Raw genomic sequence first — 21,447 nt, 5'->3', positions numbered from 1 at the left:
AGTTTGCTGCATTACACTGAAAAAGGGGCTGTTTTGCAACAGCCCCCTCATTTTCACACGTTATAAGATTTCAGATTAAAATATAACGCCTAATGCGATAAGAATCAGAATTGCAATAGCGATGACACCAACGCCAATTCCTACACCTGAAAAGCCGCCATAACCACAACCATAACCGTACATAATTTCACCTCCAAAGAATTATTACTCTATCTGCAGTTTAAATAAACTTAGAAAACTATTCCTAAAGCGATCAATAAGAGAATTATAACAACAATTATCGCAATTCCTGCACCTAGACCTGCTCCTGCTACGCCAGCACCGAATGCCATGATGAGAGTCCTCCTTTGTGTTTGGTAATTACTGGATTTATACTTTAAGATATTCCGCACCGAGAAAGATGTGAGATGTCCTATTAGAAGCCCAAAAAAGATCCTGCAAAAATTGAATTTTACAGGATCTTTGAGTATAAATTCTGATCTTTGGGACCATTCCTTTGGTAAGTATCTTTTAAAGTTCTTTTGCCGGTATAGGACCACGGGAAAGAGCAATTTTTCCTGTACGCACAATTTCGATAATACCATAGTCTTTCAGAACCTCACAGAGAGCATCGATCTTGCTCTCTTCACCCGTCAGTTCAATGACCATGGTTTCACGGTTTACGTCCACGATCTTGGCTCGGAAAATATCTACAATATCAACGATATTGGAACGAAACTCGGCATTGGCCTTAACCTTAATCAGGGCAAGATCACGCTGAATCGAATCTCCTGAAGTTAAATCCACAATTTTAATGACATCAATCAATTTGGAAAGTTGATTGACCACCTGCTCTAACTCGTTTTGCTCATCGGCTTGAACAACAATAGTGATGCGCGTCGTATCAGCTTCTTCTGTATAACCTGCAGCTATGCTTTCAATATTAAAGGCACGGCGACTGATAAGACCCGAAATATGGGTCAAAACACCAGGCCTATTTTCAACAAGAACACCTAAAGTATGCTTCATTCCCTTAACCTCCCATTATCATTTGATCCAGGCGAGCCCCAGCCGGAACCATGGGGATTACATCTTCATCCTCGGGAATCCGAATATCAACGACAATTGGTCCCTCAACAGCTAAGGCTTTTTCAAGTGCCTCTTCTAATTCCTCAGGACGATTGACTCTCATTCCCTGAATTCCCATTGCATCTGCAAGCTTAACAAAGTCGGCATGACCTTCTAATCTGGAATGAGCGTAATGTTTATTGTAGAACATTCTTTGCCATTGCGAAACCATGCCCAGAACTTGATTATTGATAATGATAATTTTCACAGGAAGATTCAAATCTGCGATCGTTGATAATTCTTGGCAATTCATCATAAATCCGCCATCTCCGGCAATTACAACAACCTTTTTATCCGGCAATCCCACTTGTGCACCCATGCCTGCGGGCACCCCATAGCCCATTGTCCCGAGTCCTCCGGACGTCAAAAAATGTCTTGGATGTTGGAAATTGAAGAATTGAGCCGTCCACATCTGATGCTGACCTACATCAGTCACAACGATCGCATCGCCGGCGGTGAGCTTGCTGATACATTGGATAACCTCTTGCGGCATCACCTGATTGGGACGCTGAGTGAAGCTTAACGGCATTTTTTCTTGTGATTCTTTAAGCTGAATCCTCCATTCTGGATTCTTTCCTGCCCATTCCCCGGCAGGCCATTTCTTTACTTCATCAAGCAAAGAAGGAACGGTCCAGCGCAAATCCCCAACAACACGCGTATCAACAATAATATTCTTGTTGATTTCTGCAGGATCAATATCGCAATGAATAAGCTTAGCGTTTGGAGCAAAATGTTCAACTAGCCCTGTGACCCGGTCATCAAAACGAACCCCGATCCCCAACAATACATCGCAGTCAATTGTGGCCATATTGGCTGTATAGGTTCCATGCATGCCAACCATCCCAAGATTAAGGGGATGGTCTCCCGGGATACTTCCGAGACCCATCAGACTTGTAATCACCGGTATTTGTGTATAGTCGATCAATTCTCTCAAGGCAGGTGAAATATCAGACAGATTAGCTCCGCCTCCTACAAAAATCAGAGGTTTTTTAGCCTGAGCTAAATCCTGTGCAACGGATCTAATAAGTTCCGTGTCTCCTTCAACAATGGGGCGATATCCTCGAAGAACAACTTCTTTCGGATATTCAAAATCAAGTTCCGCCGCAAAAATATCTTTGGCAACATCAATTAAAACGGGGCCAGGGCGCCCGGTTCTTGCAATATAAAAAGCTTCCTTCATCACATGGGGAATTTCACGGACATCTTTAACAAGATAATTATGTTTTGTAATCGGAGTTGTTATCCCCCGAACATCCGCTTCCTGAAAAGAATCGCGCCCGATCAAGGGTACTGCCACTTGACCTGTAATCGCTACAAGAGGTATAGAGTCCATATAGGCTGTCGCAATTCCCGTCACTAAATTTGTCGCGCCAGGTCCTGAAGTGGCCATGCAAACCCCGACTTTACCTGTGGAGCGTGCATAACCGTCTGCGGCATGAGCGGCTCCCTGTTCATGCCGCGTTAGGACATGAGGGAACTTCGCTTCATACAAGGCATCGTAGAGCGTTAGAACCGATCCCCCTGGGTATCCAAAAACAACCTCGACTCCTTCACATCTCAAGCTCTCAATAATAGCCTGAGCTCCTGTCATTCTCATAAACGCCCTCCTCAAAACCTTTTTAAGTATTATAGTACACTGAGAGAAAAAATGCACTATCTTATTAAAGAAGATGTGCGAAAACTTAGAAAAAAGAGCCTCGAGCAACTATACTCAAGACTCCTTCTAAACAAAACTCGGACTTGGATTAAGCTTTCGCCATCTTCCCGCCGCGACGCGGCCCCATACGATGTTTAATCTCAACAAGGATTTGGCTCGCATTGAAGATCGAAGAATACGCTCCGCTAAATACTCCAATCAGCATGGCTAAAGAGAAAACACGTGTCGATTCTCCACCCAAAATAAAGACTGAGAACAAAGCAATAAGCACGGTAACAACCGTATTGATAGACCGCCGCATGGTCTGCCAGATCGATTTATCCACCATATCCTCATACGTTTGGCCGCGTTTCAAGCGAAGTTCATTTTCACGAACACGGTCAAAAATAACAACCGTATCATTGATCGAGTATCCGAAGATCGTTAAAACAGCAGCAACAAACGAGGAATCAATTTGCCACTGAAAAAGAGAAAACAATCCTACTGTCACGAGAACATCATGGAGCAATGCGAGAATCCCTGAAATAGCATAAACGAACTGGAAGCGGATAGTAATATAGATGATCATTAAGCCCATGGCAATAACAAGAGAAAGAATTGCATTTTTAGTCAATTCTTGACCAATTGCAGGTCCAACCTTATCTTCTTTAATGTTGGCCCTATCAAAATCACCGACTTTAGTTTTCAGCGCATCCAACAGACTATTTCTCTGATCCTCATCTAAAGCTTTTGTCCGGATGAGTGCTTGCTTATCTCCTGAAAGCTGAACTGGGCCTTCCAGCCCCACGGATTTCATCGTATCCGTGATTGCAGTCTGAGTTACAGCTTTGTTAAACGGAACCTCAAGCATCGTACCTCCTGTAAAATCGATACCCAGATTTAACCCTTGAACAAATAAAGAAATTATCCCTGGTACAATGATCAACAAAGAAAGAGCAAACCACCAGTACCTCTTTTGGACAATATTAAAGTAAAGAGGATGAAGCTTTTGGACTTCTTCATAGGTTTCAAGATGAACTGCCGAAGTGCGAGGAATCTTGTTCGTTGTATTTTTACTCTTATCAGCCATTTTCTGCTTTCCTCCTTACTCCAAACCATGAAGTTTTCATTTTAGGATTAATTCCTACGACCCAACGTAGAATTGCACGGGTAAATGTAATTGCTGTAAAGAGACTGGCAAGAATACCCACGGCCAATGTAATCGCGAAACCTCTAATTGAGCTTGTCGGAGAGAAATAAAGGGTTATCGCAGCAATCAAGGTCGTAACGTGAGCATCAATGACTGTAATAAAAGCCCGGCTGAATCCGGCTTCGACCGCAGCTCTGAGTGATTTCCCCTCACGAATTTCTTCCTTTACGCGTTCATAGATAATAATATTAAAGTCGACGGCCATACCTATCGTCAGAATCAAACCCGCTATTCCCTGCAGCGTAAGTACTGCCCGCATTAAATATAAAACCCAGAGGACAATAAGTCCGTATACCAGAAGTGAGAAATCCGCAACGACACCTGGCAAAAGATAAAACGCAAGCATGAATAGGAAAATAAAGATTAAGCCATAGGCCCCGGCATGCAGACTTTTACCGAGAGAATCCGCTCCTAGGGAAGCTCCAACTTGGCGTTTCTCCGCAATCGTCATACTCACTGGCAAAGATCCGGAACGGAAAAGGACTGCATAATCAGCAGCTTCCTGCAAGGAAGCGTAATGCGTGATCTCAGCTTGTCCATTGACAATAGGCTCATTAACTGTTGGACCTTGCAAAAACTTATCGTCAAGATAAATTCCTAATGGCTGTCCTACAAGCTTTGTTGTCGCATCTGCGAATTTTTTTGCACCCTCAGAAGAAAACGTTAAATTGACGACATAACCCTGATTTTGTGAACTGCTTCCAGCCCGGGCATCTTTTAAATCTGAACCTTCAAGCAATACGTTTCCTTGAGGGTCGCGGAAGGTTAATTTTGCTGTAGTTTTTAATACATTAACTGCTTTGTCAGGGTCCTGTACCCCTGCTAAATCAACAATTATGCGTTTATTGGCATAATCCTCTTGAACAATAGGTTCTGATAACCCCATTTCATTGACCCGTTTTGATATGATCGCCTTGGCATTGTCCATATCGTCTTTAGAAACCGCTTTCCCATCTTTTCCCGGTTCAGCTTGCAATACTAGATGAACACCACCACGCAAGTCAAGTCCCAACGGGATTCCTTTTTGGGGATCCGTAAGGGGTTTAAATGAGAATGCGACAGCGACAGCTACCAGCAAAATAACTGCTGCAAGCTTAAGGATATTTCCCCTCTTCATTCGTTTTCCTCCCTTATTAATTGAATGGGACTTGCCCACACCAAACCTAATTATAAGTCTTGGTTTGTCCAAGTGTCAAATCGTACATGGCGAAACAAATTACAATAAAGAACAGCTATGGAAGCTTAAAGCAATTTTACGTCATTGATCTTCAGTTCGAATCGTGTTTCCAAAAAATTTGCTGCTTTGCGGCATAAAAGCATTCGGGCCATAAAGATTTCGAAATAATCCATAACGGGACAGAGTTCCGTATTAATGGTAATTTCTAAAGCAATTCTATCCTTAGGATAAACACGAATAAAGGAACGTTCCACGGCATAATTTACCCGGTCGTGGATATCAAAGGTTGCGAGATCCGGGTTCCTTACACGAGATCGATGAACATCGGATTTATCGGCTAAAATCAAAGCAGCAGATACATTGTTTACAGGGTGACCATCAGTTTCATCATGATTTCCTATTGCCCCAATGACAATGGCAATTTCCTCCGGAATCATCCCATGACGCTCCAAAATATTTGAAGCCATAATAGCCCCCGTCTGAGCATGGCTTACCCGATTGACCGCATTCCCGATATCATGGAGATAGCCGGCGATCGCTGCCAGTTCACACTCCCTTTGAGAGAACTCCAGTTTCTCCAAAATATTTGAAGCAATATGGGATACTAAGCCAACATGCCGCAGACCGTGCTCAGTATAACCAATCGCTTCTAAATGTTTATTTCCACCCTCGATATAACCCTGAACGATAGGATCCTCTTTAAGTTGGGCAAGGGTTAATTTACTCATTTCCAATTCCCCCTTCTTGAAGTATTCGCAGCCGATAACAGTTCATAGCTGTAATACCCAGATCCTCTAACAATCCATAATTGGCCCATGCGCCGATAGCAGCACCAAGCCCCGGCACCATCTGGAGCATTTTGCGAAAATCAATAGCATCCCGATATTCCTGTTGGAACTGTTCCCAATTAATCTGTTCTAAGGATTTCTCTTCCGGGAATCGAGCCACTGCCTCTTGCCAATGACTAATCTCATAAAATAGTGCAGGTCGTTTTTCTTGACTTGAAAAAGCAAGCTGAAAAATATAAAGCAAAAATAACCGCTCTTGATAATCATAAGTGGGAAATCCGTAAATATGCGCCAGTTCAAATAAGAACTTCATCTTAATGGCAATTAAAGCCGGAAAGTCTGCTATTCCGAGAATTATTCCCCCTGCCCCGGTCCCGGCCCCTTCAGCGGCAGCAATCCTTTTATAGTTCTTCAGCAGAAGTTGAGCTTGAATATCCCGCTCTTCAAGGGATATTCCCTTCAGCGGTTCCCGTTTAGGAATAAATTCTAGGCCTGCCAGAACAACCTTGATCAGCCCTTTAATAGCTCCCGTAATCGCTTCTTGTGCTTTCATGGGAATAAATTGGTTGACTCGCTTCTGGAATTTTTTCGAACCTTTTTCGATAAGCCCGGGCGGCTTCAAAAGTTTCCTCTGCCAGCGTTCTAATTGTATTCGAAGATGCTGCTCATATGTCACAACGGTATCCCCTTTTTACTCTATGAATAAATAATAAAGCAAGTGGTATGATAATCCACTTGCTTCATTATTTATGTTTACCACTTCAGAAAAAAGTCATGCAATTGAATTTAGGCAGCTTATTATTCAGCTTCCTTTTGAGGCTCTGCTTCCACAGCAGCCTCCTGAGGAGCCTGCTCTTCTTCTTTTGCGTTATTGGCGTTATCTTTTGCGTTATTGGCGTTATCTTTGGCGTCATCGGCTTTATCTTTAGCCTTCTTATCGTTCTTGTCTCCCTTTTTATCCTTCTCGACAACAATCTCACGATTTTCAACATTTGTAATGCCGCTCTTGGCAACTTCAATTTCAACTTTATCTGCGATCTGCACCATTACCGATTTTTCTTTAACTTTGGTAATTTTCCCGTAAATTCCGCCTGCGGTAAGGACCTTGTCTTTAACACGAAGGCTGCTGAGGAGAGCTTGGCGCTGTTTCGCCTGCTTTTGCTGCGGACGAATCATTAGAAAATACATGATACCAAAGAAGACGACAAAATAGAGAATAAGGGTTGTGGTGTTCATAATAATCCTCCTTAATTATTTTTATGCTTATTTAAAATAACCATAATCCGTAAAAAAACTCTGGCGATATTCCGGCAAGCGATCTTCCGCAATCGCCTCGCGAATTTCTTTCATCACGGTTTGCAAAAAGCGCAGATTATGGATTGACATTAAACGCAAGCCCAATATTTCATCCGCTTTCAGCAAATGCCGGATATACGCTCTTGAATAATTGCGGCATGCATAGCAGTCGCAAGTTGGATCAATGGGGGAAAAATCATGAGCCGATTCAGCGTTGCGAACGACAAGCTTTCCATAACGGGTCATGGCCGTACCGTTGCGGGCAATCCGTGTCGGCAAGACACAGTCAAACATATCAATACCCCGCATAACCCCCTCAATCAATGCATCCGGCGATCCTACACCCATTAAATAACGCGGACGGTCTTCAGGCAGAAGCGGAACCGTATAGTCCATCACTTCATACATAAGTTCTTTTGGTTCACCGACGCTGAGCCCGCCAATAGCATAGCCCGGCAAATCAAGATCAACGATTTCAGCTGCGCTTTGCCGTCTCAGATCTTCAAACATGCTTCCTTGAACAATACCAAAAAGGGCTTGTCGATCCGTTGTTGTCAACGTCTCCTTACAGCGTTTCAGCCAACGCGTTGTCCGTTCAAGAGAAGCTTTGGCATATTCACGGGTTGCCGGGTAAGGCGTGCACTCATCAAAGGCCATGACAATATCTGACCCTAAAGCCATCTGAACCTGTGTCGCAATCTCCGGGCTTAAAAACTGCCGTGAACCATCCAGATGGGAACGGAATTCCACCCCTTCTTCCGTAATTTTCCGGAGATCACCCAGGCTAAAAACCTGAAAGCCGCCGCTATCCGTGAGGATTGCCCCATCCCAATGCATGAAAGAATGAAGTCCACCGGCCTCGCGGATGAGCTCCTGTCCCGGGCGAAGAAACAAGTGATATGTATTGCTGAGAATAATTCCGGCACCGATTTCCTTTAACTCCTCAGGTGTCATTGTTTTTACTGTAGCCTGTGTCCCTACAGGCATAAAAACCGGGGTATCAATCACTCCATGAGGTGTATGCAGTTTACCTAAACGCGCTTTGGACCGAGACTCTTTTTTCAGTACTTCTAAACGTACCGCAGGCAAATAGTTCACATCCTTTTCTACGACTCTGCTACGAACACTCCCTGTTTTTCTTTTCCATTATACGGGAAAATAGAATGAAGTACAACTCTTACAGGATAAGCATTGCATCGCCGAAACTATAGAAACGATAACGTTCCCGAACTGCAAGGTTATAAGCTTTCATGATCAAGTCCCGTCCGGCCAAGGCACTGACAAGCATCACTAAGGTTGATTTAGGAAAGTGAAAATTCGTAATGAGAGCGTCAACCACCTTAAAATGATATCCGGGATAGATAAAAATATCCGTCCAGCCTTCCCCTGCTTGAATCATCCCATTTTCCTGCCCTACCGATTCAAGGGTACGCGAAGCTGTCGTTCCCACGGCAATCACACGTCTTCCCTCCCGTTTGGCACGATTGATTGTCTCTGCCGCTTCTGGAGAAACACGATAATATTCAGAATGCATCTCATGTTCCTCAATATGCTCTACTTTCACAGGGCGAAATGTCCCGAGGCCCACATGCAAAAGGATTTCAACGATTTCAATGCCGTTTTGCCGCAGCGTGTTCAACAATTCCTGAGTAAAATGCAGCCCTGCCGTCGGTGCAGCTGCAGAACCGCTCTCCTTGGCATAAACGGTCTGGTACCGCTCCTTATTTTCAAGTTTTTCCGTAATATACGGCGGCAAGGGCATATTCCCTAATTCATCAAGAACCGCTTCAAAAACACCCTCATACGTAAAACGAATCCTGCGATTACCATTCGGCAATATCTCTAACAGCTCACCCTCCAGCTTTCCGCCGCCGAAGCTGACCTTCTGTCTCTCTTTAAGACGTTTTCCGGGTTTCACCAAAACTTCCCAAACATCCCGTTCCAGGCGTTTCAAAAGCAGGCATTCGATATGGGCTCCGGTTCCTTCTTTCTCTCCGATTAAACGGGCAGGAATGACGCGAGTGTTATTGACGACTAAAACATCGCCGGCCTGCAACAAATTGGGCAGCTCATGGAAAGTATGATGTTCAATTTCTCCCTGAGCGCGATGGATGACCATTAATCGTGATGAATCTCTCGGTTCCACAGGATGTTGGGCAATAAGTTCCTGCGGCAGATAAAAATCGAATTCTGATAACTCCACTCTCATTCTCCTTTAAGTCAATAAATAACTTTGTCTTTAAACAACGATTGCAAGTGTCTTTTATTAAACCTTTGAAGATTTATTTACTTTTTAACCAAGACGATATTGTTGTAATAAAAATTTAAAATCTGAGGATAACTATAACCTAATTGAGCCATATGATAAGCTCCCCATTGAGACATTCCGACTCCATGTCCCCAACCGTGTCCCTGAAAAATAAAGACATCATGATTTGAAGGAGCCTCTCGAATCCCCTGCGAAGAACTGAGAATCCGATCTAAGCGCGGACCTATGCTCTCCTGATCCTTTCCTAAAGAAGATAAATCTTCTGCGGCAGACAGGCCGAACGGCCTCCAGCTTCCTAGTTCTTTTCTTCCCTCAGCCTGGGCTTGATTGGGTATTTTCTGAGCTTCAAACAGCACTCCTAAAAATGCTTGAGTTTGAAGCGGGTGCCCATACGGATAAAAGGCCTGAACAAAGGTTCTTCCGGATACTTCCTTTGATATTCCATTCAAATCTGTCATCTTAACCGTTTTGACACGGCCGGAAGCGTATTTGCTCAGCTGAATTTTTTGAACTGGGTCTAGTCCAAAAGATTTACCCAGAATATCCGCACCGATAATGAAACGCCAGCGATCAGCCGCTCCGCCCATTCCTTTAGAGAAAGGATCGGGATGGGATGAAAAATGAGGATCTGGGTTATTCCATACATTCTCAGCTTTTTCAGTATAACCGCCATTATGGGAGGAATATAAGGCATCTATCGGTAAAAAGTTTTGAGAATCCACTAAAACTTCTCCCTCAGTCGCTTCGATTGCTCTATTCGCGCTTCCCTCAACCTCTTTACCGAGATAAGCCTGGTCAATATCCGGAGAGTCCGTGATTGTACGCTTTGTTTGCAGCTTTTTGACAACAAAGGTTCTGGCCGCTACAGCTTGAGCCTTTAATGCTTCGAGACCGTCCTGAGCCCAAATGTTGCTCATTTCAATAGGGACAACTCCTTTGAGATACGCCTCCCGGTCTACTTTATTGATTAAAGACCAATGATTTCCTGCCCAGCTGAGGGTTAAACTTCCATAATAACGTACCGACTTACCGTCAGGCGTTTTAATTTGAAAAACACCTGTGGAATCCTCCGCTTGCAAATCGATTTCATTCCCCTTCCAAACCTGAAAAGGATGATCATTTAAACGCAGGATCGGAGTCAGCCCCCCCCATGCACATTCCAGGTAAGAACCCGCAGGGAAAGAGGTTACTGATGATTGTTGATGAATTTGATAATTGCCTTCTTCGATTTGAATTCCAAGCCATCCCGCATTGTCAAATTTCCACACTAATTCAACGGGAATTTCCTGTCCGAAACAAGGTGTCGCATTGAATAAGAGGAAAAGAAGCGCCAACAATAAGTACTTTTGAACTGAGAGCAAGCTATTCTTTCTCGATACGTAAGGTAGCACTTGAAACCACCTCATTTCTCCCATTTAAGAACAGATTGCCCTTTTTCAATTTTCTTATTCTCCGATAATCTGACCTTCTTGTGCATTAGGATAAGGCAGTCCCAAATGTTCATAGGCCCGAGCCGTCGCCACTCTTCCCCTCGGAGTCCGTTGCAGAAAACCCTTTTGGAGCAGGTACGGCTCAACCACATCCTCAATGGTTTCCGCCTCTTCGCCAATGGTTGCCGCTAATGTATCCAAACCCACCGGACCACCGGAAAAGTAGTGAATAATCGTTTTCAAGGTATTGTGGTCAATCCGATCAAGACCTGCAGGGTCCACTTCAAGGCGATCCAATGCTTTCTTGGCCAGCTCCTCTGTGACAACTCCATTTTCCCAAACTTGAGCATAATCCCTGACTCTTTTAAGCAAACGGTTAGCAATACGAGGAGTCCCCCGTGAGCGCCGGCCGATTTCTGAAGCGCCCTCCGCTGTAATTTCCAGATGTAAAATTCCAGAGGCACGCCTAACGATTTCAATTAAATCTTCAACCTCATAAAATTCCAACCGGTTAATAACCCCGAACCGGTCTCTTAACGGGGAGGCCAGCTGGCCTGCTCGAGTCGTCGCTCCAACCAAAGTAAAGGGAGGAAGGGACAAGCGGATTGAACGTGCACTCGGGCCTTTGCCGATCACAATATCCAAACAGCCGTCTTCCATTGCCGAATAGAGAATTTCTTCGGTCGTCCGGCTTAAGCGGTGTATCTCATCAATAAAAAGAACATCCCGGGGTTCAAGTGCCGTTAAAATAGCCGCGAGATCTCCCGGCCTTTCTATGGCCGGGCCTGAAGTTGTCCGAATACTCACACCCAGCTCCTGAGCAATAATATTAGCTAAGGTTGTTTTTCCCAGCCCAGGCGGCCCATAAAGCAAAACATGATCCAGCGCCTCACCTCGAGCCAAGGCTGCCTGGATAAAGATCTGCAAATTTTCCTTAACCTTATTTTGCCCAATATAATCATCCAGTCGATGTGGGCGCAGGGCCTCCCCTTCGAGATCGCCCAAAATTTCTTGTGGAGATACCATCCGTTCTTCCATGCCGAAAATTTCCTCTTTCTTTCAATCTCTAATCTCAATCCTTATTTTTGCAGAGCAATAAAACGCAAAGCTTCTTTAACCTGTTCTTCAACCGTTAACTCACGATCCTTCGTGTTGATCTGCGCGAGAGCTTTTTTCCCTTCCTCTAAACTAAACCCTAAAGCCAGCATCGTTTCCAGGGCCTCAGACTGAACTCCCGAACCTGCGAGCACAATTGAGGAATCGCCAATCTCCGTTTTCCCTTTGATTTTTTCCCGCAATTCAAGAACCAGTCTCTGAGCTGTCTTTTTGCCAATGCCGGGGACCTTCGTCAGCACGGTCAGATTTTCCCCCGCAATAGCACTTTGAGCTTGAGCTGAACCTAAAGTTGAGAGAATTGAAAGTGCCGCCTTAGGGCCAATTCCAGAAACCGAAAGCATCTGGAGAAACATTTCCTTTTCTGCTAAGGAAGAAAACCCGTAGAGGGAAAGCTCCTCCTCACGAAGGATAACTTGGGTATAAACGACGATCTCTTGTCCCGTACGAAGCTTCGATAAAAATCCATAAGGGACAGCCAAAAGATAACCCGTTCCCTGAACGTCTAAAACAAGCTTATCCGTTTGGATCTCCCATACTCTTCCGCGTAACATGCCGATCATTATGATCCCCCCATTCGATTAAGTAAATTTACGCTATGCGCATGACAAATCGCAATTGCAAGGGCATCTGCCGTATCATCCGGTTTGGGGATCTCCTTTAAGCCCAGCAATGCACGGACCATCTGCTGAACCTGTTTTTTATCGGCTTTTCCATACCCAACAACCGCCTGTTTTACCTGCAGCGGCGTATATTCATAGACCGGTATGTGAGCCTGAGCTGCCGCCAGAAGGACAATTCCTCTTGCTTGTCCTACCGAAATCGCCGTGGTTGTATTGCGATTGAAAAAGAGTTCTTCAACCGCTATTTGCTCAGGCCGATGATTCTCAATAAAAGCTTGCATCTCCTGATAAAGCATCAATAAGCGCTCCGGCATCGGCAACTGGGAGGGCGTCCGCCAAGATGCATAAGTTAAAGGAAATAACCGATTCCCTTGTTTTTCAATTAAGCCATAACCCATGATGGCTGTTCCGGGGTCTATCCCAAGTATGTACATAAACGCCTTCCTTTCGACTGAAAGACTTCGACAGGAAAGCGAAAGATTCCTGTATAAAATTACTCCAGCCACAACTCTTCACTCATGGAGTCAATAAAGGATTGAACCTCATCCAACGAATGAAACTCGATTTGTTGGGCCATCGTCAGCATTTCCGGCGGCCACTTTGAAACATTCAGGCCGGTAATGATTCTTTTTCCGTTTTGAGCATTGCCTTCGATCACAGAAAGAATTCCTTGATCAATTTTACAGTAATAATACGTTTGAGAAGAAAGAGGCGAATTAACGGTTTGAGTCAAAGAATCTTGGGCTATAGGCAGTTCTTGCTTCCCTTCTGTGGAATTCGGTTGAGAGAAGTTTTGAAGAAGCCAAGGAGTCACTCCCCCGATTCCGGCTCCTAATATTAAAATAAGAACAAACCGGTTTACTTTAGAACGCTGCATGTTTATAATTCCTCCAGATAATCATAAAGTTTCCTCTATTTTTACCCGAAGCAATATAAATCAAACATTTCTCTAAACCACGCAGGAAAACGGTGCCCATTTGAGCACCGTTTTCTCTTGCTTGCCTTATCCGTAGGTTATCTTCCTTTTAGTCTAAATCTTCATCCGATAAAGAATCAGCCAATTCAAAGTTCGCGTATACCCCTTGAACATCATCATGTTCTTCTAACGCATCCATTAAGCGGATAATTTTCTTCGCATGTTCAGGATCAGCAATCTCGATCGTATTCAGCGGAAGCTGATTAATGGCGGCTTCTGAGATAAGAACCTTTTGCTCCAGCAAAGCCTGATGAACAGCTTCCATATCTTCAGGGGCAGTGATGATCAGGTAATTCTCATCATCATCATCCATATCCTCGGCTCCGGCGTCTAAAGCCATAAGCATAAGATCATCTTCGGAAAGTTCTAAGTCCTCTTGGGGAATAGTCAACTGTCCTTTTTCTTTAAACATCCAATTGACGCTTCCAGTTTCCCCAAGGTTTCCGCCGTTTTTCGAAAAAATATGGCGCATTTCCCCGGCAGTTCTATTGCGGTTATCGGTTACGATATCAACCATAATGGCGGCTCCAGCCGGACCATAACCTTCATAACGGAGCTCCTCGAAGGCTGCTCCGTCACCAGCTCCCGCTCCTTTTTGGATCGCGCGCTGGATATTATCATTAGGCATATTGGCGGCTTTGGCATTATCAATGGCAATCTTTAAACGGAAATTATTAGCAGGATCAGCTCCGCCTGCGCGAGCCGCAACAATAAGCTCACGACCAAGCTTCGTAAATACCTTACCCTTTTGTGCATCAGCTTTCGCTTTTTTATGTTTAATATTCGCCCATTTAGAATGTCCTGACATGAATGAATCCTCCTTATTTAGTCCAAAAAATATTTTACCATATAAAATTTTATTGTGTAAAGGGGCTACCGTTTGAAGTTAATTTTAGAAAATAAGGAAAATAAAGCAGTCAGCTTTATACCAACTACTTTAAAGATTATTTACACCCTTGTGTTCATTTGCCAAGAATTCTGAAGGATTTATTTTATCGATTCATATAATTCCGTGCTGAGATACCGCTCACCGGCGTCGGCAACAATAACAAGAATATTTTTTCCTTCTCCTAACTTCTTCGCTTCCTGCAGAGCTGCCCAAAGAGCCGCTCCCGAAGAAATTCCTACGAGCAATCCTTCTTCCCTGGCAATTCGCCGGCCTGTTTCAAAGGCATCCTCATTCCCCACTTTAACGACTTTATCCAGGATTTTTGTATTTAGAATCCGGGGAATAAATCCTGCACCCAGACCCTGAATTTTGTGCGGGCCCGATCTTCCTTCACTAATGAAAGGCGATCCGGCAGGTTCAACGCCAATAATTTTAACATTTGGCAAATTCTCTTTTAAGACTTCTCCAACACCTGTAATCGTACCCCCGGAACCTATTCCGGCAACAAAAGCATCCAATTGAGGAATTTGTTTAAGAATTTCTAAAGCCGTTGTTTTGCGATGCATTTCGGGGTTAGCAAGATTCTCAAACTGTTGGGGCATAAAAAAGCCTTCATTCTCTCTTACCAAGCGTTCAGCTTCGACAATTGCCCCTTTCATTCCCATATTTCCCGGAGTCAGGACAAATTGGGCGCCATACGCCCCCATCAGCATTCTGCGTTCTATGCTCATAGTCTCCGGCATAACGACAATTAATTGATAACCTCGTGCTGCGGCGACCATGGCTAAGCCGATCCCCGTATTCCCGCTAGTCGGTTCAACAATCGTGCCCCCAGGTTTTAAAAGGCCCTGTTCTTCAGCGGCAAGCACCATACCCAGCGCAATACGATCCTTAACGCTTCCCCCGGGATTTAAGGATTCAATTTTAACATAAATATTAGCCATTCCTGGTTTAACCATGCGATTAAGCTTCAAAATGGGTGTTTCGCCAATCAATTCAGTCACAGACTGAGCTATTTTCATTTTTATTCCCCCAACTCTTATTGAATTAGTATGTTTTTAATACTAAGACTTCGATTTTAGCTTGTCAACTCTCTGCTCAATCTCATTAACCAAGCTTTCAACCTGGTGAGGTAAAGGGATTCGATTTGTCCCAATAATCTGGATATTCCCTCTTTGGATAGGAATCAGAAGCTTATCTGCCTTACTTGCCGAAAGTGCTGTGGCGATAGCTGGAGTAATTTCCCCCAGCAAACCGTATACTGTCATAATGGCAAATGAACCAAGGATAATATCCACACGATCCGCATTATAACAAATTGCCGATTCACCGGAAGCTCCTTCAGTCGCCCCTGCTCTTAACATTGCACCCGTTGCTAAGGCATTTGTCCCTAAAGCCAAGATTTCAAGATCCGGCATTTTTTTGCGCAATTGCTCAACGATATGTTTGCCAATTCCTCCGCCTTGACCATCAATAACAGCTACCCTCATAATTTCCTCCACTTCACACGACTTAATTTCATTCTACACATCATTCGTTTAATAGACAATCCTTAAAGTAATTTAATATTCTGACTTTTTAAAAAGGGCTAGCAATACTTTGAGAATTGGGTTACAATCTAAGTGTGAAAGCACCAAGTTTCACTAATTATTGTGATTAACTGGTACCTTCTCATCTCACTCCTCCTCAATCTAACCCCTCTGCTCTATGCCCAGCTTTTGTTGGGCTATTTTTTTATGTTTTTCTAACTTTAGTTTGCTTAAATCTTACAAAAACGTTGAATAGTTTTAAGGGAATCAGGGCACTTTAATAATGATTCAATTTTATAAAATCTCCCCACCGTTTAACAAAAAGGAGGAAGGTCAAATGAGCCGTAATAAGCTGGAAGTTCCTGAATCCGAAAAACAGTTAGACCAACTTAAGTGGGAAGTAGCTGAGGAATTGCACCTTGATGACGACATTGAGGAAAAAGGCTTTGAAAACATGACCACCCGTGAAGTCGGGCAAATCGGCGGAAATATGGTCAAAAAAATGATTGAATATGCCGAAGAACAAATGAGTCATGGAGCTGATATTAGAGACTGATTAGGGCGTAGAAATTGCGTGACGGCCAACACGGAATTTTTACTTTGAAGTGACTCTTCTGAGCACTTACAGAAAGGAGCGGATAACCTCCGCTCCTTTTAATTATTAATGTTCTATATAAAGTCCAATCTGTATAAAGTCTAAAATCTTTTGGCAAAAATATAGATAAAAGATTAAAAATTTCTTAAAAGGAGCTATTAAAAATGGATTACAATCAATTCGAACAGCTCGGTGATAAATTGAGAGAAATAGGTCATCAAAGAAGAGAATTGGCTGAACAGGTTTTTTCCGAAGTCCGTACCGGTGAAAAGAATTCGTCAAAGGATTTATTGAATCAATTAGGCAAGGTATCTGATGAGGCTATTAATATTATTTCTCAGCAAAAACAGATTCTTGATCAAGAAGTTAATAATATTCAACAATCCTAATTCCAATAAATCGTACCCTAAAAACTATTTTATAATTAAGTAGAAGCCTTTCACTATTTTCACGAGTGAAAGGCTTCTTTATTCGTTTTACCCACAAGCAGCCCAGCCGCAAATCGGACAATGCGTACAACCACTTTCATGGATAACAGTTGAACCGCATTCGGGACAGTGCGTCATTCTCTTCATCTCCTAATTTTAATCCTCTGCTCTTTTTATGTTTTTAAAGGTGGCATAATTAATTATAACATACTATGATTACAATTTATAGTATTTAATAATTATTCCAATTTAATTAAGAAAGCCGCTGCTCGATGATCTATCTTCGAGCAACGGCTTTCAAATTATATATCTATTTATCTTATTTAGCGAGATCCGGTAAAGTTTTCTTAATGAGATCAATGACCGTCTGATTTTTTATCTCAACGGGTTTAGTTGCTGGATCATCTCCGAGATCCGTATATTTTATTGCCGTAAAGCTATGATCCCGGGTAATATGCCCGTAGGCATCAGACGGATTCTTCCACATAATTTGCTCAAGCTTAGCCGCATCAAATTTTCCTTGATGACAGTCATTACAAATGTCTATTGGATTGTCTTTCTTAAGCAACAGGCCGTTCGCATTTGCTTTGTGCGGTCCATGACAAGTCAGGCAACCATTAATTTCCCCAGTTTGAGCATGTTTGCTAAATGCCCAGTCGCGTGTACCATGATGGTTATCGGTTGTAAAGTTTCCTTGTTGATCTTTAACAGGATCACTCTTATGACAATGCAAACAGGCGTCTTCAGCGGTACTGAGCGGCATCGTCGTCTTTTTATCCGCGGCCGCCGCATTAGCATGAATCCCACCTGGTCCATGACAAGATTCGCAGGAAAATCCTTTTGTCGGCGAACCGGCCGGAACTCCTGACGCATGGCAATTCACGCAGGTTTGCGCTGATTCGGCCACCCAGTCTGGCTTTCCATCCTTATCGACATCCTTTTGACTCGTAGGTTTTACAGTCCATTTATCCCCGGATTTTTCAATAGCTGCAACTCGATAATACTGATCTTTAAAGCCTATCGGTGTCTGCGCCACGATATAGTTATCCATCATTATCCCATAAACGTTATCCTTAGATAGATCAATCGTTGCGGAAGTAGGCTTGTCCGTATTGCTTGCATCAAAAACCGTAATGGGGCCTAACGCTTGAGCCATGGGATAATCCGACAGCGGTTTAAAGGATTGAAAATGTTTCGTATGCGGTACGTTGGTAAATTTGTTGGCGTGGCAACCCTGGCAGGTATCATTTCCAACATAAGCAGCAGCCGTAACAGCATTCTTTGCTTGATTTACGGCCTCCTGAGGTGTGGCGGGAGCCTTGTTGCACCCGACTAAAACAATAGCCGTTAACCCCAGAAAAGATAGAAGAATGAGGATATGCTTGACTCTATTCAAAACTCAAACCTCCTTCTTTAGATCTAAAATTTTATCTTAACCCAGGTGTTTGCTGACTCGGGGGATGAGCTGTATACCGATGGCAATTAAGACAAGACACTTTATTATCCAACATAAACTTATGAGAAACTTGAGGGGCTTGCGGACCCGTCTCAACTGTAATATTTTTCGCTGTGGGGAAACCACTGTTTTCGCCCGTATGACAATTAATACACATTTGAATATTTATTTTCGGTTCAATCTTAGCCGGGATTTGATTGGTAAAATGCAAGTAAACCTCCCCTAAGCCTTTGAGCTTGCGAGAGACATAGCCTACAGTCCCCGGATTCGCGTGACAGTTTAGGCAAGGCACATTATTATGGGAACTAACTTGCCATGATGCCACATTTGGGCTGATTTCGTGGCATGTATTGCAGAAATACGGCTGAGAAGTAAAGTGCATTCCTACTCCTGCAAACAAGAGCAGGGCCACAATAACGACAAGAGAGATAAGTATTATCTTCCGTGTATTTCGCTTGACCGACGGCTTATCCTCATCACGGGCATCTTTTGGGTCTGAAGCCATCACTTTTGGCCTCCTTTCAATAAACATTTTTAGTGTTTACGCGATCAACTTTTTTTACTCTTTATCCTTCTAAAATTTAGCAATTTTCAGAACTAAACCTAAAAATAGCCTTTGACATCTTATGGACTGTTTTTTAAGATATAAGGTGTGTTTAATCGCCAAGGAAAAGGAGATCCTGAATGAGTGTATTAAATGTAGAGAATGTCTCACATGGTTTCGGCGGACGTCAGATTCTTGATGAAGCTTCCTTCCGCTTGCTTAAAGGAGAGCATGTCGGTCTCGTGGGAGCCAATGGAGAAGGCAAATCCACTTTTTTTGACATTATTACGGGTAAGCTTATCCCCGATAAGGGTAAGGTTGAATGGTCAAATCGCGTCACTGTCGGATATTTAGATCAGCATAGCGTCTTAACGAAAGGCAAAAGCATCCGCGATGTTTTAAAGGAAGCCTTCCAATCGATGTTTGCATTGGAAGCGGAAATGCTTCAGCTTTATGATGCTATGGGCAATGCCACTGATGAACAGCTCCCAAAAATGATGGAGGATGTCGGTGAAATTCAAACCATTTTAGAAGCCAATGGTTTTTACTCGATTGATGCTAAAATTGAAGAAGTCGCCAATGGTTTAGGCTTAGGCGAAATCGGTTTGGATAAAGACGTTGCCGATCTAAGCGGCGGACAGCGAACCAAGGTCTTGCTCACCAAACTGCTACTGCAGAATCCGAGCATTCTACTGTTGGACGAGCCCACAAACTACTTGGATGCTGAGCATATTGAGTGGTTATCCCGCTACCTTAAGAATTACGAAAATGCCTTTATTCTGATCTCCCATGATATACCGTTTCTCAATAATGTTATTAACGTTATCTATCACCTTGAAAATGCTGAATTGACCCGTTATACCGGCAATTACGAGGAATTCTCACAGCTTTTAGCCATTAGGAAAGAGCAGGAACTCAAAGCTTATGAGAAACAGCAAAAAGAAGTCGATCGCCTCGAGGATTTCATCGCTCGGAATAAAGCTCGGATTTCTACAACCGGCCGAGCCAAAAGCCGCCAGAAACAGCTCGATAAGATGGAAATGCTCGAAAAGCCCAAAGAAAAGATTAAACCGGTATTTAATTTTCGCGAAGCACGCTCTCCCGGCCGCGTCATTTTCGAAACCCAAGACCTTGTTCTAGGGTATGATGAACCGTTAACCCGGCCTATGAAGCTCAAGCTGGAACGCGGGCAAAAGATCGCCATTCGCGGAGTCAACGGTTTAGGGAAAACCACTTTGCTTAAAACCTTGCTTGGCATGCTCCCTCCCGTCAGCGGTGAAGTGCAGCTTGGGGATTATCTTTTCCCCGGATATTTTGAACAGGAGTCCTCGAGGGACAATACGAATACTGCACTTGAAGAAATTTGGACGGAATACCCCGGGCTTTCGAATTATGAAGCCCGTCAGGCTCTTGCGAAATGCGGCCTCACCAATGAGCATATCACCAGTAAAATGATGGTTTTAAGCGGCGGTGAAAACGCCAAGGTACGGCTCTGCAAACTCATGTTAAAAGATGTTAACTGGCTGGTGCTTGACGAACCGACAAACCACCTGGATGTCGATGCTAAAGACGAACTCCAAAAAGCCCTTAAGGAATTTAAGGGCACAGTCCTTCTTGTTTCACACGAACCTGAATTTTATCAGGATTGGGTCTCGGATATATGGAATCTCGAACAGTGGACAACGAAAATAGTCTAAATTGATGCCTACTATATAAATTAAAGAGCAGAAAGCTTAAAACGCTTTCTGCTCTTGATTATTTGGATACTCACTAAAATTGTCGTTCAATTTTATTAACATTTCCACCTTCTAAGAGTTGATCGATAACCTCGGCCGCAGCTTTTGTCATTTTATCAATGGCCAGCTGGCTTTTCGGTCCAAGCTTACTCCGTTTTTCGCCGGCAAGGGATAATCTTTCTTTCCTCAGGATGTCAGGAAGATATACCTCCGCATCTATCTTCTCTCCCTTTTCAATCACCAGTTTTGACGCGCAGCGATCCTTACACCCGTTTAAAACCAAGATAGGATAGTCCTGGATAAATTTTATATCTTCCTCAATGTCCGTGGCTAAGGCCGGAGGACAAACAAGCTCTGATTGATCAGGGTATAACTCCTCGACTAACTGATAGCCTACCTCTCTCGTAATCGGTCCAAATATCTGACCAATCCCTGCACAAGGCATAATCGCAACTTTCTTACTCTGTTTTTCCATAACTGTGATCTCACTCCTCCGTTGCCCCATATACCCCGTATAGGTATAAATCCTCTATAAGTATATCTTCTAATATTATCTCGGTCAATAAGCATTATCTTAATCATAATTTCTGTATACCCGCAAAGAATAAAGCTGAGATCAAATGACAGTTTCTATCTAAGGATCTC

Annotated in this window: 23 protein-coding genes; 3 read left to right on the top strand and 20 right to left on the bottom strand. The window is 43.4% G+C overall.

The window, feature by feature from the left end:
* Nucleotides 1–510: 510 nt before the first annotated feature.
* From ilvN to ACHOLT_RS09250, 17 genes are all read right to left on the bottom strand, one after another.
* A complete protein-coding gene (gene ilvN / locus ACHOLT_RS09330; protein ID WP_425807495.1) occupies nucleotides 511–1,008 on the bottom strand; it encodes an acetolactate synthase small subunit in 498 nt (165 codons plus the stop codon).
* 4 nt (nucleotides 1,009–1,012) lie between these two features.
* On the bottom strand, nucleotides 1,013–2,704 hold the full coding sequence (gene ilvB, locus ACHOLT_RS09325) for a biosynthetic-type acetolactate synthase large subunit (protein WP_425807492.1): 1,692 nt from the start codon (nucleotides 2,702–2,704) through the stop codon (nucleotides 1,013–1,015).
* A 148-nt stretch (nucleotides 2,705–2,852) separates the two neighbouring features.
* Nucleotides 2,853–3,833: a protein translocase subunit SecF gene (gene secF, locus ACHOLT_RS09320; protein ID WP_425807490.1), complete on the bottom strand. Its 981-nt coding sequence runs from the start codon at nucleotides 3,831–3,833 to the stop codon at nucleotides 2,853–2,855.
* Nucleotides 3,826–5,070 carry a protein translocase subunit SecD gene (secD, locus tag ACHOLT_RS09315; protein ID WP_425807488.1) on the bottom strand — a complete coding sequence of 415 codons (1,245 nt, stop codon included), beginning with the start codon at nucleotides 5,068–5,070 and terminating at the stop codon, nucleotides 3,826–3,828. Before secD ends, secF begins: the two co-directional genes overlap by 8 nt.
* A 125-nt stretch (nucleotides 5,071–5,195) precedes the next feature.
* Nucleotides 5,196–5,858, bottom strand: coding sequence for an HD domain-containing protein (locus ACHOLT_RS09310; protein ID WP_425807486.1), 663 nt, complete (start codon nucleotides 5,856–5,858; stop codon nucleotides 5,196–5,198).
* Entirely contained in the window at nucleotides 5,851–6,594 is a 744-nt protein-coding gene (locus ACHOLT_RS09305) for an EcsC family protein (protein ID WP_425807483.1), read from the bottom strand. The genes ACHOLT_RS09310 and ACHOLT_RS09305 overlap by 8 nt, the downstream gene beginning before the upstream one ends.
* 122 nt (nucleotides 6,595–6,716) lie before the next feature.
* Complete coding sequence (gene yajC / locus ACHOLT_RS09300; RefSeq protein ID WP_425807480.1) at nucleotides 6,717–7,154, bottom strand: preprotein translocase subunit YajC; 438 nt, start codon at nucleotides 7,152–7,154, stop codon at nucleotides 6,717–6,719.
* Nucleotides 7,155–7,181: 27 nt separating this feature from the next.
* A complete protein-coding gene (gene tgt / locus ACHOLT_RS09295) occupies nucleotides 7,182–8,303 on the bottom strand; it encodes a tRNA guanosine(34) transglycosylase Tgt (RefSeq protein ID WP_425807478.1) in 1,122 nt (373 codons plus the stop codon).
* A gap of 88 nt (nucleotides 8,304–8,391) precedes the next feature.
* A complete protein-coding gene (gene queA / locus ACHOLT_RS09290; protein WP_425807477.1) occupies nucleotides 8,392–9,417 on the bottom strand; it encodes a tRNA preQ1(34) S-adenosylmethionine ribosyltransferase-isomerase QueA in 1,026 nt (341 codons plus the stop codon).
* Nucleotides 9,418–9,500: 83 nt separating this feature from the next.
* Entirely contained in the window at nucleotides 9,501–10,874 is a 1,374-nt protein-coding gene (locus ACHOLT_RS09285; RefSeq protein WP_425807475.1) for a SpoIID/LytB domain-containing protein, read from the bottom strand.
* Nucleotides 10,875–10,928: 54 nt separating this feature from the next.
* Nucleotides 10,929–11,951: a Holliday junction branch migration DNA helicase RuvB gene (gene ruvB, locus ACHOLT_RS09280; protein ID WP_425807473.1), complete on the bottom strand. Its 1,023-nt coding sequence runs from the start codon at nucleotides 11,949–11,951 to the stop codon at nucleotides 10,929–10,931.
* A 41-nt stretch (nucleotides 11,952–11,992) separates the two neighbouring features.
* On the bottom strand, nucleotides 11,993–12,589 hold the full coding sequence (gene ruvA, locus ACHOLT_RS09275; protein WP_425807472.1) for a Holliday junction branch migration protein RuvA: 597 nt from the start codon (nucleotides 12,587–12,589) through the stop codon (nucleotides 11,993–11,995).
* A complete protein-coding gene (ruvC, locus tag ACHOLT_RS09270; RefSeq protein ID WP_425807470.1) occupies nucleotides 12,589–13,083 on the bottom strand; it encodes a crossover junction endodeoxyribonuclease RuvC in 495 nt (164 codons plus the stop codon). Before ruvC ends, ruvA begins: the two co-directional genes overlap by 1 nt.
* A 59-nt stretch (nucleotides 13,084–13,142) precedes the next feature.
* Nucleotides 13,143–13,526, bottom strand: coding sequence for a hypothetical protein (locus ACHOLT_RS09265; RefSeq protein WP_425807468.1), 384 nt, complete (start codon nucleotides 13,524–13,526; stop codon nucleotides 13,143–13,145).
* Nucleotides 13,527–13,674: 148 nt separating this feature from the next.
* Nucleotides 13,675–14,433 carry a YebC/PmpR family DNA-binding transcriptional regulator gene (locus ACHOLT_RS09260; RefSeq protein WP_425807467.1) on the bottom strand — a complete coding sequence of 253 codons (759 nt, stop codon included), beginning with the start codon at nucleotides 14,431–14,433 and terminating at the stop codon, nucleotides 13,675–13,677.
* 179 nt (nucleotides 14,434–14,612) lie between these two features.
* The gene (cysK, locus tag ACHOLT_RS09255; protein ID WP_425807466.1) at nucleotides 14,613–15,536 is read right to left on the bottom strand and encodes a cysteine synthase A; all 924 of its coding nucleotides are present in this window, start codon (nucleotides 15,534–15,536) and stop codon (nucleotides 14,613–14,615) included.
* 42 nt (nucleotides 15,537–15,578) lie between these two features.
* Nucleotides 15,579–16,004: a DUF3842 family protein gene (locus ACHOLT_RS09250; protein ID WP_425807464.1), complete on the bottom strand. Its 426-nt coding sequence runs from the start codon at nucleotides 16,002–16,004 to the stop codon at nucleotides 15,579–15,581.
* A gap of 376 nt (nucleotides 16,005–16,380) precedes the next feature.
* Between ACHOLT_RS09250 and ACHOLT_RS09245 the strand changes: the two genes are divergently transcribed.
* Nucleotides 16,381–16,599 (top strand): small, acid-soluble spore protein, alpha/beta type, encoded by a 219-nt coding sequence (locus tag ACHOLT_RS09245; protein WP_425807463.1) that lies wholly within the window; start codon nucleotides 16,381–16,383, stop codon nucleotides 16,597–16,599.
* Between the two features lie 203 nt (nucleotides 16,600–16,802).
* Nucleotides 16,803–17,027 (top strand): hypothetical protein, encoded by a 225-nt coding sequence (locus tag ACHOLT_RS09240; RefSeq protein WP_425807462.1) that lies wholly within the window; start codon nucleotides 16,803–16,805, stop codon nucleotides 17,025–17,027.
* A gap of 358 nt (nucleotides 17,028–17,385) precedes the next feature.
* Here ACHOLT_RS09240 and ACHOLT_RS09235 read toward each other — a convergent pair whose 3' ends face one another.
* Both ACHOLT_RS09235 and ACHOLT_RS09230 read right to left on the bottom strand, forming a co-directional pair.
* Entirely contained in the window at nucleotides 17,386–18,462 is a 1,077-nt protein-coding gene (locus tag ACHOLT_RS09235; protein WP_425807460.1) for a cytochrome c3 family protein, read from the bottom strand.
* Nucleotides 18,463–18,493: 31 nt separating this feature from the next.
* On the bottom strand, nucleotides 18,494–19,027 hold the full coding sequence (locus ACHOLT_RS09230; protein ID WP_425807969.1) for a cytochrome c3 family protein: 534 nt from the start codon (nucleotides 19,025–19,027) through the stop codon (nucleotides 18,494–18,496).
* A 179-nt stretch (nucleotides 19,028–19,206) separates the two neighbouring features.
* On the opposite strand from ACHOLT_RS09230, the gene ACHOLT_RS09225 reads away from it, so the two are divergent.
* Nucleotides 19,207–20,763, top strand: a complete 1,557-nt coding sequence (locus ACHOLT_RS09225; protein ID WP_425807459.1) for an ABC-F family ATP-binding cassette domain-containing protein — start codon at nucleotides 19,207–19,209, stop codon at nucleotides 20,761–20,763.
* A 73-nt stretch (nucleotides 20,764–20,836) separates the two neighbouring features.
* Here ACHOLT_RS09225 and ACHOLT_RS09220 read toward each other — a convergent pair whose 3' ends face one another.
* The gene (locus ACHOLT_RS09220) at nucleotides 20,837–21,277 is read right to left on the bottom strand and encodes a putative zinc-binding protein (protein WP_425807457.1); all 441 of its coding nucleotides are present in this window, start codon (nucleotides 21,275–21,277) and stop codon (nucleotides 20,837–20,839) included.
* Between the last annotated feature and the right edge of the window lie 170 nt (nucleotides 21,278–21,447).

The organism is Desulfitobacterium nosdiversum, from assembly GCF_049860565.1.
GTDB classification, from domain to species: domain Bacteria; phylum Bacillota; class Desulfitobacteriia; order Desulfitobacteriales; family Desulfitobacteriaceae; genus Desulfitobacterium_A; species Desulfitobacterium_A nosdiversum.
This window is presented reverse-complemented; position numbering and strand designations above follow the sequence as displayed.